General features: G+C 62.8%; 13 protein-coding genes. 8 read left to right on the top strand and 5 right to left on the bottom strand.

Annotated features, from left to right (window positions below):
- The first annotated feature begins 59 nt into the window (after nucleotides 1-59).
- From RBH77_RS22985 to RBH77_RS22965, 5 genes are all read left to right on the top strand, one after another.
- A complete protein-coding gene (locus tag RBH77_RS22985) occupies nucleotides 60-662 on the top strand; it encodes a histidine phosphatase family protein (RefSeq protein ID WP_311029898.1) in 603 nt (200 codons plus the stop codon).
- Between the two features lie 114 nt (nucleotides 663-776).
- Entirely contained in the window at nucleotides 777-2,666 is a 1,890-nt protein-coding gene (locus RBH77_RS22980) for an ABC transporter ATP-binding protein (RefSeq protein ID WP_311029897.1), read from the top strand.
- Nucleotides 2,663-4,594: an ABC transporter substrate-binding protein gene (locus RBH77_RS22975; RefSeq protein ID WP_311029896.1), complete on the top strand. Its 1,932-nt coding sequence runs from the start codon at nucleotides 2,663-2,665 to the stop codon at nucleotides 4,592-4,594. Before RBH77_RS22980 ends, RBH77_RS22975 begins: the two co-directional genes overlap by 4 nt.
- Nucleotides 4,591-5,589, top strand: coding sequence for an ABC transporter permease (locus tag RBH77_RS22970; protein WP_311029895.1), 999 nt, complete (start codon nucleotides 4,591-4,593; stop codon nucleotides 5,587-5,589). The genes RBH77_RS22975 and RBH77_RS22970 overlap by 4 nt, the downstream gene beginning before the upstream one ends.
- On the top strand, nucleotides 5,586-6,773 hold the full coding sequence (locus RBH77_RS22965; protein ID WP_311029894.1) for an ABC transporter permease: 1,188 nt from the start codon (nucleotides 5,586-5,588) through the stop codon (nucleotides 6,771-6,773). The genes RBH77_RS22970 and RBH77_RS22965 overlap by 4 nt, the downstream gene beginning before the upstream one ends.
- A 62-nt stretch (nucleotides 6,774-6,835) precedes the next feature.
- Here RBH77_RS22965 and RBH77_RS22960 read toward each other — a convergent pair whose 3' ends face one another.
- From RBH77_RS22960 to RBH77_RS22940, 5 genes are all read right to left on the bottom strand, one after another.
- Complete coding sequence (locus tag RBH77_RS22960; protein ID WP_311029893.1) at nucleotides 6,836-7,609, bottom strand: polysaccharide deacetylase family protein; 774 nt, start codon at nucleotides 7,607-7,609, stop codon at nucleotides 6,836-6,838.
- Nucleotides 7,606-8,760, bottom strand: coding sequence for a glycosyltransferase family 4 protein (locus RBH77_RS22955; RefSeq protein WP_311029891.1), 1,155 nt, complete (start codon nucleotides 8,758-8,760; stop codon nucleotides 7,606-7,608). Before RBH77_RS22955 ends, RBH77_RS22960 begins: the two co-directional genes overlap by 4 nt.
- Before the next feature lie 73 nt (nucleotides 8,761-8,833).
- Nucleotides 8,834-9,991 carry a glycosyltransferase family protein gene (locus tag RBH77_RS22950; protein ID WP_311029890.1) on the bottom strand — a complete coding sequence of 386 codons (1,158 nt, stop codon included), beginning with the start codon at nucleotides 9,989-9,991 and terminating at the stop codon, nucleotides 8,834-8,836.
- Nucleotides 9,988-11,253 carry a glycosyltransferase family 4 protein gene (locus tag RBH77_RS22945; protein WP_311029889.1) on the bottom strand — a complete coding sequence of 422 codons (1,266 nt, stop codon included), beginning with the start codon at nucleotides 11,251-11,253 and terminating at the stop codon, nucleotides 9,988-9,990. Before RBH77_RS22945 ends, RBH77_RS22950 begins: the two co-directional genes overlap by 4 nt.
- Nucleotides 11,250-12,470, bottom strand: coding sequence for a glycosyltransferase family protein (locus RBH77_RS22940; protein ID WP_311029888.1), 1,221 nt, complete (start codon nucleotides 12,468-12,470; stop codon nucleotides 11,250-11,252). Before RBH77_RS22940 ends, RBH77_RS22945 begins: the two co-directional genes overlap by 4 nt.
- Nucleotides 12,471-12,708: 238 nt before the next feature.
- Between RBH77_RS22940 and RBH77_RS22935 the strand changes: the two genes are divergently transcribed.
- The 3 genes from RBH77_RS22935 to RBH77_RS22925 all read left to right on the top strand — a co-directional run bounded on the left by RBH77_RS22935 (nucleotide 12,709) and on the right by RBH77_RS22925 (nucleotide 16,108).
- Nucleotides 12,709-13,671 carry a DMT family transporter gene (locus tag RBH77_RS22935; RefSeq protein WP_311029887.1) on the top strand — a complete coding sequence of 321 codons (963 nt, stop codon included), beginning with the start codon at nucleotides 12,709-12,711 and terminating at the stop codon, nucleotides 13,669-13,671.
- Nucleotides 13,672-13,800: 129 nt separating this feature from the next.
- Nucleotides 13,801-14,895 carry a polyamine ABC transporter substrate-binding protein gene (locus tag RBH77_RS22930; RefSeq protein ID WP_311029886.1) on the top strand — a complete coding sequence of 365 codons (1,095 nt, stop codon included), beginning with the start codon at nucleotides 13,801-13,803 and terminating at the stop codon, nucleotides 14,893-14,895.
- A gap of 70 nt (nucleotides 14,896-14,965) precedes the next feature.
- Complete coding sequence (locus RBH77_RS22925) at nucleotides 14,966-16,108, top strand: ABC transporter ATP-binding protein (protein ID WP_311029885.1); 1,143 nt, start codon at nucleotides 14,966-14,968, stop codon at nucleotides 16,106-16,108.
- The last annotated feature ends 6 nt before the right edge of the window (nucleotides 16,109-16,114 follow it).

The raw sequence follows: 16,114 nt of genomic DNA, 5'->3' as shown, positions 1-16,114 counted from the left end.
ACGATATGGCGCCCTCATTTATACGCCCGTACTGCTCTTGTCCTCCCGATCCAGGAAATATGGTCAAACGCCTGATCTTCGCAATGCGCCATAGCCAAACCCGGTGGAACGCCGAAGGGCGGTTCCAGGGCCGCAGCGACCATTCCCTCACGGTTGCGGGACAGCGGCAGGCAGCGGAAAACGGCAGGAAGCTGAAAGCACACTTCAAGCGTCTCGGCGTCGAGCCGGCCCGGATCGCTGCTTATGTTTCGCCGCTCAAGCGGGCACGCGAGACGTTCGCCGCGACTGCAGCGGAAGTGGGAATTGCGGAAAGCCAAGTCAACATCGATACCCGCCTCGCGGAAGCATCGTTCGGGCGCTGGGAGGGCATGACGACGCTGGAGGTCAAGGCATCCTTTGCCGCCGAGCGCCGCCTGCGCAAGACGGATCGCTGGAATTTCAACGCGCATGGCGGCGACAGCTACGCCGATCTGGCGCGCTCCATGGAGAGTTTTCTGGCCGATCTCGCTCCAGCACGGCCTGTGCTCGTCGTGTCACATGCCGGCAATATGAAGGTCATGGCCGCGATGCTCGCCGGTCTGGCGAGGGAAGAGGCAATGGCGCTTTCCGTTCCCCACGACACCGTGCTCTGCTGGGACGGGGGGCAACTCGCATGGATTTGAGTTCACGAATGCATTTGCCCTGGCGCGGACGTGCAAATAACATCCTTGCGAAAACCTGCGAGCCGGTTCGGTGGGCCGTCTCCCGAGCGCCGCGTGTTTTCGGAGGAGCGTGATGTGGCGGGCATACCCGATCTCCTGAGGGTAGAGGATTTGCGTATCTCGATCACCATCGAGCGTTCCGGGCTCGAAGTGGTGAAGGGCGCGAGCTTTCGCATCCCCGCCGGCAGGACGGTGGCGCTGGTGGGCGAATCCGGTTCCGGCAAGTCGATTATCGCCCAGTCCATTCTCGGCATCCTGCCGCGTGTCGCCAAAATCACCGGCGGCCGTATCTGGTTCCGAGACAAGGTCTGCGGCGAGAAGCCCATCGACATTGCCGCTCTCGATGTCAACGGCCCCGAGATGCAGGCGCTGCGCGGCGGCCGCATCGCCATGATCTTCCAGGAGCCGATGACCTCGCTGTCGCCGCTGCACAGGATCGGCAACCAGGTCGAAGAGGCGCTGATCCTGCATCGCGACCTCAAAGGCGGCGAGGCTCGCGCCATGACGGAGGACATGCTGCGGCTCGTCGGCTTCGCCGATCCGCACCGCGCCTACGACATGTATTCGATGGAGCTTTCGGGCGGCATGCGCCAGCGCGCCATGATCGCCATGGCGCTGATCTGCCATCCGGCACTCCTGGTCGCGGACGAGCCGACAACGGCGCTCGACGTCACCGTGCAGGCGCAGGTGCTCGGGCTCTTGAAGGACCTGCAGGAGCGGCTCGGCATGTCGATGCTTCTGATCACGCACGACCTCGGCGTGGTCGCCAACATGGCCGACGAGGTCGTCGTCATCTATCACGGCGAGATCGTCGAGGCGGGCTCGGTCGAACATATCTTCCGCCATCCGAGTCACTCCTATACGAAAGCGCTCATGCGCGCCGTTCCCGAGATCGGCACGGAGAAGTCGAAGAAGCTGGTCAGCCTGCGCGAGATCGATCACGTCATCCCCCAATCCATGCGGCGCGACAGGGGCGTGATGGACAGCGCCGCGCCGCCGCTTGTCAGCGTGCGCGACCTGACCAGAAGCTTCACGATCCAGAAGGATAGCTGGTGGGTCGGCGACAAGACCCACGTGCTCGCCGTCAACGACGTCAGCTTCGATATCCGCCGGGGCGAATGCTTCGGCATCGTCGGCGAGAGCGGCAGTGGCAAGTCCACGGTAAGCAAGCTGATGATGCGGGCGATCACCGCAGATTCCGGTGAAATCAGGTTCGACAACGGCGCCATGAAGTGCGACGTGCGCGCTCTGGAAGGAAAGGAACTGAAAGAGTTCCGCAAGCGCATGCAGATCGTCTTCCAGGATCCGTTTTCCTCGCTCAGCCCGCGCTCGACCGTCCTCAATATCCTGCGCGAGCCTCTGGAGATCCACGAAATCGGCACGGCTGAGCAACGAACGCGGACTGCCAGGGAACTGATGGCGCTGGTCGGCCTTTCACCGACCTATCTCAACCGCTATCCTCACTCCTTCTCGGGAGGCCAGCGTCAGCGCATCGGTATCGCCCGCGCGCTTGCCCTTTCGCCCGATCTTTTGATCTGTGACGAGCCGGTATCCGCGCTCGATGTCTCTGTCCAGGCGCAGATCCTCAACCTGTTGAAGAAGTTGCAGGCCGAACTCGGTCTGACCATGGTCTTCATCTCGCACAATCTGGCGGTGGTGAAGTATATCGCCGACCGCATCGCCGTCATGCGCAAGGGCCGCATCGTCGAGATCGCCCCCTGTGAGGCCTTGTTCGCCGATCCGGTGCATCCCTATACACGCAAGCTTCTGGCCGCTGTCCCGCATGCCGACCTCGATCACAAGCTGGATTTCCCCGAACGCTCCGACGAGATCATCGACGAAGCCGAAAGCTGGGATCCGGTTTTCCGCCCGGGTGGCAGCAGCGAATTGAAGCTGATGCCGGCAGGCGCTGGCCACTACGTGCTTGCCCATGAGGATTTCGCCGAAAGCGGGGTCATGGCATGAGCGGGCGCCGCTGGTCTCGCCGGAGTTTTTCCAAGCTCGCCGTATCGGTCGTTTCCCTGCCTTTGCTTCCCGGCCTCGGTGCGGCTGCCGCCGAGGAGCCGCCCGATCTTGCCCCTGGTGTCGTGGCGGGCGACATGCCGCCGCTTGCCGAACGCCTGCCGCGGAACCCGCGCGTGGTCGATATGGCGCCGTTGCACAAGGTGGAAGGGCGCTATGGCGGCACGCTCAGGATGATCATGGCGGAGGACAAGGACATCCGCATGATGACCGTCTATTCCTATGCGCGGCTGGTCGTGTTCGATCTCGACCTCAACCTGGTGCCGGATATCCTCGAAAAGTTCGAGGTCGAGGAAGGCCGCATCTTCACGCTTCATCTGCGCGAAGGCCATAGATGGTCCGACGGCCACCCCTTCACCGTCGAGGATTTCCGCTATTGCTGGGAGGACGTTTCCCTCAACAAGGAACTGTCGCGCGGCGGCCCCTCGCAGCAGATGCTGGTCGAAGGCAAGCCGCCGATTTTCGAGGTGATCGACGAGACGACCGTCCGCTACGCCTGGGAGAAGCCCAATCCGCTTTTCCTGCCCTCGCTCGCCGGCGGCAGCCCGAACTACATCTTCATGCCGGCGCATTATCTGAAGCAATTTCACAAGAAATACGCTGACCCGGAAAAGCTGGCGGAACTGATCGCATCACACAGGATGCGCGACTGGGTTGCGCTGCATACGGTGATGGCGCGGCAGTACCGGCCCGAAAATCCGGACCTGCCGACACTGGAGCCCTGGGCGAACACTACCGCGCCGCCGGCCGAGCGCTTCACCTTCCGCCGCAATCCGTATTTCCACCGCGTCGACGGCAGCGGCCGTCAACTTCCCTATATCCCGACCGTCTATCTCTCGATGAGCTCGGCCGACATCATCCCGGCCAAGACCGGGGCCGGCGAGAGCGATCTCCAGGGACGGTATCTCCGGTTCGACAATTATACCTTCCTGCGACAGGCGGAGAAGCAACACCCGATCCATGTCGATCTTTGGCGCGATGGAACCGGCTCGGAAGTCGCCTTCCTTCCCAATCTGAATGCCAACGACAAGATCTGGCGCGGCGTGTTTCGCGACGTGCGCTTCCGCCGGGCGCTGTCGCTGGCCATCAACCGTCACGAGATCAATCAGCAATTCTATTTCGGCCTGGCGCGGGAAGCTGCGAATTCCGTGCTGCCGGGTTCGCCGCTCTACAAAAGAAGCTATGACGAGGCTTGGGCGGCGTTCGATCCGGACCAAGCGAACCGCCTTCTCGATCATATGAAACTGAAGAAGGGCGGCGATGGCATCCGGCTCCTCCCCGACGGGAGACGGGCGGAACTGGTTGTCGAGTTTGCCGGAAACGTCGAGCAGTCGGATATCATGGAACTGGTGCGTGAATACTGGGGCGACATCGGCATCAAGGTGTTCCAGCGCTCGCTCAATCTCGAAGTGATGCGCCGCCGCTTTCTCGCCGGCGATACGCTGATCTCGATGTGGGGCGGCTTGAGCGTGGGACTTGCCACTGCCGATCTCCCGCCGGAGGAACTGGCACCGGTTTCCTCCGCGCAGGGCAACTGGCCGAAATGGGGGCAGTACACCGAGACCATGGGCAAGGCCGGCGAGCCGGTCGACCTGCCGGAGGCGCAGGAATTGCTCGACCTCTACCATGCCTGGCGTGTGTCCTCCACGACGGCGGAGCGCCGCGGAATCTGGCAGATGATGCTTTCGATCTTCACTGATCAGGTCTTCACCATTGGTACGGTGAACAGCGTCAACCAGCCGGTCGTCATCAATTCCCGGCTGCGCAACGTGCCGAAGGAAGGTGTCTATTCGTTTGCGCCGGGCGCTTATTTCGGCATCTATATGCCGGATACCTTCTGGTATGATGAAGCTGGGAACAAGGCGCAGTGATCCGCTACATCATCTTCCGCATGTTCGCCGCCATCCCCACGCTGCTCCTCATCAGCGTGCTGATCTTCTTCATCATACAGCTCCCCCCCGGCGACTATTTCGAGACCTATATCGCCGAGTTGCAGGCACAGGGCGAGACCGTCGACCCGAACAAGATCGCCTACCTCAAGCACGAATACGGCTTCGACAAGCCGATAATCGAGCAGTACGGCCTGTGGGTGCTCGGCATGTTGCACGGCGATTTCGGCTATTCCTTCGAATACGAAATGCCGGTCACGCAGGTGATCGGCAGCCGTCTTTACCTGACTATCCTGATCTCCACCGTCACCATCATCTTCACCTGGCTGGTCGCCTTTCCGATAGGCATATATTCCGCCGTCCGCCAATATTCCTGGGGCGATTACGGGTTGACCTTTCTCGGCCTCCTCGGCCTCGCCACACCCAATTTCCTGCTGGCGCTTATCCTCATGTATCTCGCCAATATCTGGTTCGGCGTCTCGATCGGGCATCTGATGGACGCGAAATATCTCGGCCAGCCGATGAGTTGGGGCAAATTCTGGTCGATCGCCGAGCATATGGTGATCCCCGTCATCGTCATCGGCACGTCGGGCACCGCCGCCATGATCCGCCGGCTGCGCGCCAATCTCCTTGACGAACTGCAGAAGCAGTACGTCGTCACCGCTCGCGCCAAGGGCGTGCCGTCCTTGAAGGCGCTGGTCAAATATCCGCTCCGCATGGCGCTCAATTTCTTCATCGCCGATATCGGCGGCATCCTGCCCTCGGTGATTTCGGGCGCCGTCGTCGTCTCCATCGTGCTTTCGTTGGAGACGACGGGTCCGCTCCTGATCCGGGCGCTGCAGAGCCAGGACATGTATCTGGCCGGATCGTTCCTGATGTTCCTCGCGGCGCTGACGGTAGCCGGCGTGCTGATCTCCGATATTGCGCTGGCGCTGCTCGACCCGCGCATCCGCCTGCAGGCGGGGAGGCGCAAGTGAATTCGCCGCTGCCGCCGGACGGCGCGCCGATCGAGCATTTCGTCTCAACCGAACCTTTCGACCCGAAATCGGTCGACAAGCTGTCGCCGATCCAGGAGCGCATCTATCTCGCGTCGCAACTCCGACTCATGTGGTGGAAATTCAAGCGCCACCGCGCGGCACTGATCTCCGGCATTTTTCTTGTCTTGCTCTACGCCTCGATCCTGATATCCGAATTCCTCGCGCCCTATTCCCTCAGCGATCGGCATGTGGACAACATCTATATGCCGCCGCAGCGGGTACATTTCTTCCACGATGGCCAATTCGTCGGGCCGTTCGTCTACGGCACGACTTACCATCTCAACATGGATATCCTGAAGCGCGAATACCCGATCGACCCGAACAGGGTCGAGAAGCTGCGCTTCTTCTGCAAGGGCGATCCCTACCGTTTCTGGGGCCTGTTCGAAGCGAGGCTGCATCTCTTCTGCGCGGCCAAGGGCTCGTCGGGTGTCTTCCTGCTCGGCACCGACCGGCTCGGCCGCGATCTCCTCTCGCGCATCATCTACGGCACGCGTATTTCGCTCACCATCGGCCTGATCGGCATCACGGTCTCCTTCCTGCTCGGCATCTCGATCGGCGGCCTCGCCGGCTATTATGGCGGCTGGGTGGATCTGGTTGTCCAGCGCATCATCGAGGTGCTGCAAAGCCTGCCCTCCATCCCGCTATGGCTGGCGCTTGCCGCCATCATGCCGGTCGACTGGAGCCCGGTCCTCGTCTATTTCGGCATCACCATCATCCTTGGCCTGATCGACTGGACGGGGTTGGCGCGCGCCGTCCGCTCCAAGCTCCTCTCGCTGCGCGAGGAGGACTATGTGCTGGCCGCCGAACTGATGGGCGCTGGCCCCAGGCGCATCATCTTCCGCCATCTGATCCCTGGCTTCATGAGCCATCTGATCGCCTCGGCGACGATCACCATCCCGACCATGATCCTCGGCGAGACGGCGCTCTCCTTCCTGGGGCTTGGCCTGCGCCCGCCCGTGACGAGCTGGGGCGTGCTCCTGAATGAGGCGCAGAACATCAATGTCGTGGCGCTCTATCCCTGGCTGATCCTGCCGGTTGTGCCGGTTATCCTCGTCATCCTTGCCTTCAATTTCCTTGGCGACGGACTGCGCGACGCGGCCGATCCGTATCATACGGCATGGTGAGCGGGCGTTTACGGGATTTCAGATAATTATTTTGAATCAGTAGTTTGACAAAGAAAGCGGAATCAACTTGGAAGTCGCTTCGATTGCCGCCTTAATTGTTCTTCAACCAGAACATCAGCTTTCTCGAAAACGAAACCCCTCTCTTTGAGGGCGCGGATGAGCGCCTCCAGCGTATCCCACGCCTGTTCGTCATGAACGAGGTGGTGGCTCAGTATGCCGAGCGGCGCACCGCCACGCTCGCGCGCCTGTCCCAGCCGCCGCAGAAGCTCGCCGATCGCCCATTCGAGCGAGTGCCCGCGCTGCCCGTCAGCCCAGTCGACGATGTCGATCTGCGTGTTCAACTGCGGTAGGGCCGCGCCATCCTCGTGCCAGGAATTCGTGGAAAGCCCAGTGAAGCCTGTCTCGTGCAGGCGCAAGGCAACCTCTCGCGACAGGCGGTTCCATGGCGGTACGAGGATGCCTGACAGCCGAGCCCCGAAGAGGCGGTCAAGCCTTTCGCGTCCTGCCTTGAGTTCATCGAGAATTTCCTCTACCGACCGCTCGCCGCCGAGTTCCATGGCCGGTACGCCATCCGGCGTATGCCGCCGATGAGAGTAGCCATGCACGGCCGGCGTCGCCAGCGTTTCGCCGTCGATCCTCCTCGCCAACACCTCCGTCGCCTCCGCCGGGATCACCGCAAGAAGGAGCGGTACGTCGTAGACGCGGATGAGACCGAGAAGCCGGTCGAGCGCAGGCGTCGGGCGGATAGCATCGTCGTCGCGCAGCCAGAAGCGCGGCGTCAAGCCCTGACCGCGCCAGCGGTCAAGTTCGGGTTCCAGATCATCGAAGACGCTCATCGGGCAGGCCGTGCCGGTTGCGTGGGCCATTCGAGCAGAGGCTCGATCGCTGCCTTCAGCGTGGCCGCTGCCCGACCGATGTCATGATCGCGGCCTGCTTTTTCGAAGGCTCTCGCGCCGAGTTGCCGGCGCAGAACGTCATCCGCGAGCATCCGGCGCAGTATCTCACGATAGGCCGAAACCTCGGCTTCATGCGCCAACAGCCCGCTTTCACCATCGCTGACGACCGTGGCGACATTGGCCACACCGCAGGCGGCGACCGGCAGTCGGGAGGCGGCTGCTTCCAGGTAAACCATGCCGATCGCTTCGCCGACGCCCGGCCATGCCAACAGATCGGCGGCTTTCATCCAGCCGAGCACGTCCCTTCTCGGCAGGGCGCCGGTAAAATGGATGCGCTCTTTTCGCGCGAAGCCGAACATCGCCTCGACGTTTGCCCGTTCTGGCCCATCCCCAATCACGACGAGGTTCCAGCTTCGGCCGGCCATACCGGCAAGCGCATCCGCGAGCAGCCGGTAGGAATGCATCTTAACTCCCGGCCGCATCATGCCCACAGTGAGGATCGTCGGCGCCCGGTCTGGAAAGAAAGACGCCGGGTCCACATTCCCGGCCTCTGCCGCCACCGCTGCGACATCCAGAAACGGCTTCAGCGGCACGGTGGTTTTCATGTCGGGCAGGATCGAGCGCAGATAGGCCTCATCCGAGGGCTTCAGGCAAAAATTTGCCGAGGCGAGGCCGACCGCCTCCTGTACAGCTCGTCGCCCGTCCTGCCAGTCGGTGTCGCTTCCCTGATGCGTCCGGCAGGCTTCCGCCGTAACGTACGGGATGGAAAGCGCGCGCGCGACTTCCGGCCCGATCCAGTCCGGCGCCTTGCAATAGGGATGGTAGGTGAACCAGATGTCCGGAGCGGTGCGGCGTCCGCAGCGCGCGGCCGCAACGATCCGCGCCGCTTCTGCTTCGCCCTCAACTTTGAGAGCCAGGAAACGCGCCTGGTCCGGCAGCTTCTGGTAGGAAATGAAGCGTGAGGCGGTTTCGACCTCGAAGCCGGCCGCTTCCAGCGTGGTCACCATCAGCCGGGCAATCTCGCGGTCGCCGGAAGCGATAGCGTGATCGGGTGGCTTCATTGGCGCGTAGAAAGCAATCCGTGCGGGCATGTTCTCTGCGCTCGATCGTCTGAAACTCAAGTGCGATCTACGCCGTCGCAGGCGCTCCGGCAATCTCGACGCTTCAGCGATATCGGTCGACCGGTTCGCCGGCGACAAGCCGCTTCAGTATCTGCGCCGAGTTGCGTGCCCCATCCAGATTGAGGGATGAGCGGTTCGGCGCCGGGCGCGCCATGGCGCGGTCGATGGCCGCAGCGACCGCCTCGGGCGTCTCGTTCTCATGGCCGATCGTCTCGGCAAGACCGCGTTCGGCGAGCAGTTCAGCCCGCCGGATCTGCTCTGTCTCTATTCCGTCGGAGAACGGTACGACGATCGCCCGGCATCCGGCCCGGTAGATATCGGCGATGGTGTTGTAACCGACCCGCGAGATCGAAAGCTGCGCGCCAGCGAGGATCGCCTGCAGATTGGGTAGGAATGCCTCGACCGTCACACCGCCGTCGATATAGGTGTTCAGTTCCGCCCGGTGTTCGGCCGAGAATTTGATCCCGGTCACGATCAGCCAGCGCGCATTGCGCAGGCTGGAGATCGCCTTCGCCTGCGCCGAAGCCATGAGCAACCGGTGACCGAGCGCGCCGCCGCCGACCGACACGACGACGTCGAACTGCCGATCCGCCGCCGGAGGGCAGGGCTCTGGCGCCACGATGCCCGTATAAAGCAGCTTGTCGGAAATTTCGCCCGTCAGCGGAAAGGTCCGTTCGAGCCTTACCAGGTTCGGGTCGGCATGGACCAGCACATGGTCGAAATGAGCCTTGAGCAGTTCGACGGTTTCACGATCCTTGTAGGCCTTGGCGTTCTCCTGAAGGATATCGCGCACAGAGCCGACAATGAGCGGCCGGTTCGGTCTTGCCTTCGCCCGTTCGAGCAAGGGCAGGAGTTCGAAGCGCATCTGCCGGCGGCCGAAGGGAAAAGCCTCCGTAATGACGATATCCGGCGCCGCCCGATCGAAAAGCGAAAGCAGCATGGCCCGCCGCCGCTCCTTATAGGTGTCGTCGATCGGGTTGCCTTCGGAATCCTCCAGCCGATTGAACACCTCGCCGCCGGCCCTCACCGGCGGCAGATAGTGGATGCGCGCGCCGGGAATATCGAAGCCGCCGATCGGCTCGCCGCCATAGGCGACATCGGCGTCGAGGCCGCCGGCGACGAGCGCGCGCACGATACGCGCGGCGCGAAAGACGTGCCCGACACCTTGCAGGTGCTGGACGTAGAAGAGGATACGCGTCACGCCGCCGCCCTTTCGTGACCGGCGGCCGCGCCGGTACCCATGCTTTCGAAGAGCGCGATCAGCCGCCCGATCGTCGCCCTGTGGTCGAATTCCGCATGGACTCGTTCCGCGCCGGCGGCGCCCAGCCTTTCACGAAAGTCCGGATCACGAATCGCACGTGCGATCGCGGCGGAAAGCGCCTCAGGGTCGTCGGGCGGTACGAGCAGTCCGTTCACTTCGTCGGTCAGGAGTTCCGTTATGCCCGAGACCGGGGTCGATATGCAGGCAAGCCCCTGGCTCTGCGCTTCGACCAATACGTTGGGCAGGCCGTCGCGATCTCCGTTCGGTGCGATCCGGCAGGGCAGCACGAAGAGGTCGGAGGAGCGGTAGGCTGAAAGGATTTCCGTCTGCTCGCGAGAGCCGAGCAGCGTCACGTGGCTGTCGAGTCCGAGCCGGCCCACCTGCGCCTTTAGCGCTTCATGTAGTTCGCCGCCACCGATATGGGTCCATTGCCATGAAAGATCGCTCGGAAGGAGCGCCAGCGCCTCAACCAGCGTATCGAGCCCCTTCTTGGCGACGGCGCGCCCGACGGTGAGCAACCGAGCCGGATCGCTCTTGTCCAACCCGTTCCGGCTCAAGACGCGGTTGGCAGGGTACGGAAAGCGCGACAGGTCGAGTCCGTGATAGACGAGGTTCACCTTTTCAGGGGCTGCCGCGAGTGTCCTTAGATGGGCCGCGCCGCCCGCCGTGCAGGTCACGGTCCATTCCGCCGAGCCCAGCTTTTCGGAAAGCTCCCAATCGGGCGAGGTCCAGATGTCCTTGGCATGGGCCGAGGCGCACCATGAAAGATCGCGCATCTCCGCCGCGTAGCGCGCGACGGATGAGGGCGTGTGGATGAAATGACTGTAGATCCAGCCGGCGTTTTCGGGGAATTCCGCGGCCAGCACCAGCGCCTGCCCGAAGCGGCGACCGCGATTGGCGGTGAAATCACGTCGAAAATCGGCGAGCCACTGGTTGCGCGCCTTGCGGTAGCCGGGCAGCTTCCGCGCCTTCCGCCACGCGCGGAAGACGCGCAAAGGCTCCTGGTAGAGATATTCGGGAAGGTAGACCACCGGCGCCCGGATCTCGTCATTGACGGGGTGGGTCTTCTTGTCCGTCGGATGACGGAGTGAGACCAGGGTGAGATCGAATCCCGCGCTTTCCAGTGCGTGGATTTCCTGGGCGATGAAGGTCTCTGAAAGGCGCGGATAGCACTTCAGCACCACCGCGATCGAGCTTTTCATATCTGCGCGGCTTTGGGCAGGCGCCCGGCCGCTTCGGCCTCGAAACGGTCGAACAGGATTTCGGTAAGCGCGCAGACGCGGTTGAGTCCGTCGAGGTCGGGCCGCGCGACCGCCTCGGAGGGAAGGGGACCACGCGTGAGCTGGTTGACGGCGGCGCGGAAGGCGGAGCCGTGCTTGGCGTCCTCGATGTCGAGCACGTTGACCCAGCCGAACTCTTCGGCGCGATAGGCGCGGATGCTTTGCTCGCGTCGGGGCGCCGTGCGCGGCACGAAAAGTGCGCGCTTGTCGAACGACATCACCTCGCAGAACGTGTTGTAGCCGCACATGCCGACGACGGCCCGCGCATTGGCCACCAGCGTTTCCAGATTGGCGAGGAAGTCGACGATCTCGATGTTGGGCACGCTTTCCGCGCGAGCCATGATCTCGAAGCGCTGCCGGTCGGTCATGAAAGGGCCGAGCACGAAGAGATAGCGGGTCTCGCGATCCGGCCCTTGTTTGATGGCCGAGAGCGCCGCCGCCATGAGGTCGTGCCCGTCGCCGCCGCCACCGGCCGTGACCAGCACGAAATCCTTGCCGTAGCGCGCAGCCGTCCCGTCATCGAGATCAGGCAGCGAACGGCGCAGGAAACCCGTATAGCGGGTCCGCGAAAGCACCGGCTCATGCAGGTCTATGCCCGCGAGCGGGTTGTAGAAGCTGCCCGGCCCGTAGATCCATATCTCGTCATAGAGTTCCTCGAGATAGTCGGTGATGTGCTTGCGTTCCCACTCCTCGTTGAGGAGTTCAGGCGCGTCGAGCACATCGCGCAGGCCGAGCACGCAGATGGCGCCGCGATCCTTCAGCATGCGCAGTGTAGGCAGCATCTCGCGCGCCAGGCCGAGAGGCTCCTTGTCCACGATGACCATGTCGGGCCCGAGCCGATCCGCTGCCTCCCGGATGATCGCCTCGCGCGCGGCGATCGTCTGTTCGAAGGAGCGTGCATCGTTACCGGATGCGTAATCGCCGTTCGAGAGCTTCTTGGCGGCAGGCATCTGGACATAGCTGACGCGCGGCTCGAAGGAGAAGGCGTCGACAACCGGCGAACCGGAGATGATCGAGACCTCGGCATTCGGGAAATGTGCCACCAGCGCATGCGCGATCGTGCGGCTGCGGCGCAGATGCCCCAAACCGAACGTGTCGTGGCTGTACATCAGGATCTTGAAGTTTGCAGCCGGGTCCATCGAGGTCTGAAGTGACTGTTCAAGAAAAGGCGAGCGCGGCTTGATAGTCGAAATCCGCAACGAGCGCAACGAAGGGTCGCCCGGCGGAGATATGGCCGCCGTACGGAAAGTAAACCCAGGGTGAATTGCAACGCCGGATTTCCGGCCAGCAGCATCGGATTGATAGGCCAGCCGAAAACGGCGATCAAGTGTCGCAAAGGATATGTTACTCGACGGAAAATGACGGCACGGTGCAGGAATGAACGAACGAAGTTCGCCAACGTCAGCCATGCCGGCCGCTTCTTCGGGCGCGGCCTCGCGCGAGGAACGTCTCGGCGTCATCCTCGTCTTCCTTTCTGCGCTTCTATGGAGTCTCGGCGGCACCATCGCGCGCTTCATCGAGACACCGGATCATTGGGCGGTTGTGTTCTGGCGCTCGATGTGGGCGATCGCGTTTCTGGTCGCCTTCATGCTGTGGCGCGACGGGGTGCGGCGCAGCCTGGTCCTTTTTCGTGAAATGGGCGCTCCGGGTATCGTCGTAGCGCTATGTTTCGCCACCGCATCGACGGCCTTCGTCGTCGCGCTCGGCTATACGACCGTGGCCAATATCCTGCTGATGCAGGCAGGCGCACCGCTGATCGCGGCCCTGCTGGGATGGCTGGCCTTCCGTGAGCCCGTCGGTTGGACGACATGGCTCGCTATCGCCGCCGTCATCTTCGGCATCGTCGTAATGGTCTCTGATTCGCTCGACGGGGGGATTTCCCCCCTCGGCGACGGCCTTGCGCTGGTGATCGCTGTCTCACTCGCCGTCGCAACCGTTCTGACGCGCCGCTACGCGCATGTGCGGATGACGCCGGCCGTCTGCCTTGGCACGATCATCGCGGGAGTGCTGGCTGCGACGCAGACGACGAATTTTGCCGTGACCAGGGCCGATATGGGCTTCCTGTTCGCCTTCGGCGCCATCAATCTAGGGCTTGGTCTTGCCCTGTTCGCCTCCGGCGCGCGGTTGATACCGGCGGCGCTCGCGGCACTCCTCGGCACATTCGAACCCATCCTCGGGCCGATCTGGGTCTGGCTAGTACATGGCGAGGAACCGTCCGAACGTACTCTGGTCGGCGGTGCTATCGTCTTCGCCGCCGTCCTTGTCCATATCACGCTCGAATTCAGGCGCCGCGCGCGCCCGCGCAAACCTGGGGTCACCGGTCTTCCCACTCCCCATTGAGGTGAGGATGGCGGCAATTCGACGCTTGTCGCACTGCAAAAAGGCCAATAGGGTCGTCGCAAAAAGGCCCGCCATCCTCGGACGGGCCAAGTGGGTGAAGTCCCCTGGGGCAGAGATGAGGAGTACCCGATGATCCGCAAAGCATTGCTGGCTGCAGCCGTCGCATCGGCCGCCGTCTGGACAGGTCCGGCGCATGCGGAGGATCGCGTCGTCAATGTCTACAACTGGTCGGACTATATCGACGATTCGATCCTGAAGGACTTCACCAAGGAGACCGGCATCAAGGTCACCTACGACACGTTCGATTCCAACGAGATCCTGGAGACCAAGCTTCTCGCCGGCGGCACCGGCTATGACGTGGTGGTTCCGACCGCCAGCTTCCTCCAACGCCAGGTCCAGGCGGGCGTCTTCCAGAAGCTGGACAAGTCGAAGCTGCCGAACCTGAAGAACATGTGGGATTTCATTTCCAAGCAAACCGCCCGCTACGATCCCGGCAATGAATATTCGATCAACTACATGTGGGGCACGGTCGGCATCGGCTACAATAAGAAGATGGTCAAGGCGGCGCTTGGCACCGACACGATCGATAGCTGGAAAGCCGTCTTCGATCCCGAGACGATGGCCAAACTCAAGGATTGCGGCGTGCATTTCCTCGATTCGCCGACGGATGTCGTTCCCGCCGCGCTGCAATATCTCGGCCTCGACCCGGACAGCCACAAGAAGGACGATCTCGACAAGGCCGAGGAACTGCTTTTGAAGATCCGGCCTTACGTGCGCAAGTTCCATTCCTCCGAATACATCAACGCGCTGGCGAACGGCGATATCTGCGTGGCGATCGGCTATTCGGGCGACGTGCTGCAGGCGCGCGACCGCGCCGATGAGGCCAAGCAGGGGGTCGAGATCGGCTATGCCATCCCCAAGGAAGGGGCGCAGATGTGGTTCGATCAGTTGGCGGTTCCGGCCGATGCCCCGCATGTCGCGGAGGCTTATGAATTCATCAATTATCTGATGAAGCCGGAGGTCATCGCCAAGTCGTCCAACTATGTCTACTACGCCAACGGCAACAAGGCCTCGCAGCAATTTGTCAACAAGGACGTGCTGGACGATCCCAACATCTACCCGACCGAGGAGGTGCTGCAGAAGCTCTATACGACCTCGCCGCTCGATCCGAAGACGCAGCGGCTCATGACCCGCATGTGGACCAAGGTCGTCACGGGCCACTGACCGGTTTCGCGTGCCCTCGCGGACAACCGGGGGCGCGCTGATGACGAAACGATGAACAGGCGGAGGGGCCATGCCGTCGTTAGGAAGCATCCGCCGCAGCTTCGCTCCCTGGAACGATCCCGCCGCGAAGCCCTATATCGCCTTCGAGAACGTCACCAAGAAATTCGGCGATTTCACCGCCGTCGATAACCTCTCGCTCGTCATCTACGAGCGAGAGTTCTTTGCGCTGCTCGGCGCTTCCGGCTGCGGGAAATCGACACTTCTGCGCATGCTCGCCGGCTTCGAGGAACCTACAGCCGGCCGCATCCTGCTCGACGGCCAGGATTTGCGTGGCATCCCGCCTTACCGTCGGCCGGTCAACATGATGTTCCAGTCCTACGCGCTCTTCCCGCATATGACGGTCGAGCAGAACATCGCCTTCGGGCTGAAGCAGGACCGCATGCCGAAGGCCGAGATCGCCGAGCGCGTCGCCTCCATGCTGAAGCTTGTAAGGCTGGAGCAATTCGCGCGCCGCAAGCCGCACCAGCTTTCCGGCGGCCAGCGCCAGCGCGTGGCGCTCGCCCGCTCGCTCGCCAAGCGGCCGAAGGTGCTGCTTCTCGACGAGCCGCTCGGCGCGCTCGACAAGAAGCTGCGCGAGGAGACGCAGTTCGAGTTGATGGACCTTCAGCACGAGCTCGGCCTCACCTTCATCGTCGTCACCCACGATCAGGAGGAGGCGATGACCATGGCCGACCGCATCGCCATCATGGACAAGGGCGAGGTCATGCAAGTGGCGACGCCGGGCGAGATCTACGAGGCGCCGGTGACCCGCTTCGTCGCCGATTTCGTCGGCACGGTGAATTTGTTCGAGGGCAAGGTGGCCGACAGGCAAGGCCAGACGGGGAGGCTCGTCGGCACCGACGGGTCAAGCCTGCGCATCGATAATCTGGCCGGGGCGGAGAACGGCGCCGCAGCCTGGTTCGCCGTCCGGCCCGAGAAGATCGGCATCTCGGCCGCCAAGCCGGAGGACGAGAGTCTGAATGCGATCGACGGCGAGGTCTGGGACATCGCCTATCTCGGCGACATGACGATCCATCATGTCCGGCTCGACGACGGTCGCATCGTGCGCACGAGTTCCATCAACGACCGGCGCGCCGCCGCCGAACAACTCACTTGGCACGACCGCGCCTGGATATATTTCCGGCCGGATGCCGGCATTGTGCTGACGCGGTAGGGGGCG

Origin of the sequence: Mesorhizobium koreense (genome assembly GCF_031656215.1) — a bacterium.
GTDB classification, from domain to species: Bacteria; Pseudomonadota; Alphaproteobacteria; order Rhizobiales; family Rhizobiaceae; genus Mesorhizobium_L; species Mesorhizobium_L koreense.
This window is presented reverse-complemented; position numbering and strand designations above follow the sequence as displayed.

Excerpts from the sequence above, each read along its gene's own strand:
- RBH77_RS22985 (WP_311029898.1), top strand. The coding sequence starts at position 60 with ATGGTCAAACGCCTGATCTTCGCAATGCGCCATAGCCAAACCCGGTGG.
- RBH77_RS22975 (WP_311029896.1), top strand. The coding sequence starts at position 2,663 with ATGAGCGGGCGCCGCTGGTCTCGCCGGAGTTTTTCCAAGCTCGCCGTA.
- RBH77_RS22960 (WP_311029893.1), bottom strand. The coding sequence starts at position 7,609 with ATGAGCGTCTTCGATGATCTGGAACCCGAACTTGACCGCTGGCGCGGT.
- RBH77_RS22955 (WP_311029891.1), bottom strand. The coding sequence starts at position 8,760 with ATGCCCGCACGGATTGCTTTCTACGCGCCAATGAAGCCACCCGATCAC.
- RBH77_RS22945 (WP_311029889.1), bottom strand. The coding sequence starts at position 11,253 with ATGAAAAGCTCGATCGCGGTGGTGCTGAAGTGCTATCCGCGCCTTTCA.
- RBH77_RS22940 (WP_311029888.1), bottom strand. The coding sequence starts at position 12,470 with ATGGACCCGGCTGCAAACTTCAAGATCCTGATGTACAGCCACGACACG.
- RBH77_RS22935 (WP_311029887.1), top strand. The coding sequence starts at position 12,709 with ATGAACGAACGAAGTTCGCCAACGTCAGCCATGCCGGCCGCTTCTTCG.
- RBH77_RS22930 (WP_311029886.1), top strand. The coding sequence starts at position 13,801 with ATGATCCGCAAAGCATTGCTGGCTGCAGCCGTCGCATCGGCCGCCGTC.
- RBH77_RS22925 (WP_311029885.1), top strand. The coding sequence starts at position 14,966 with ATGCCGTCGTTAGGAAGCATCCGCCGCAGCTTCGCTCCCTGGAACGAT.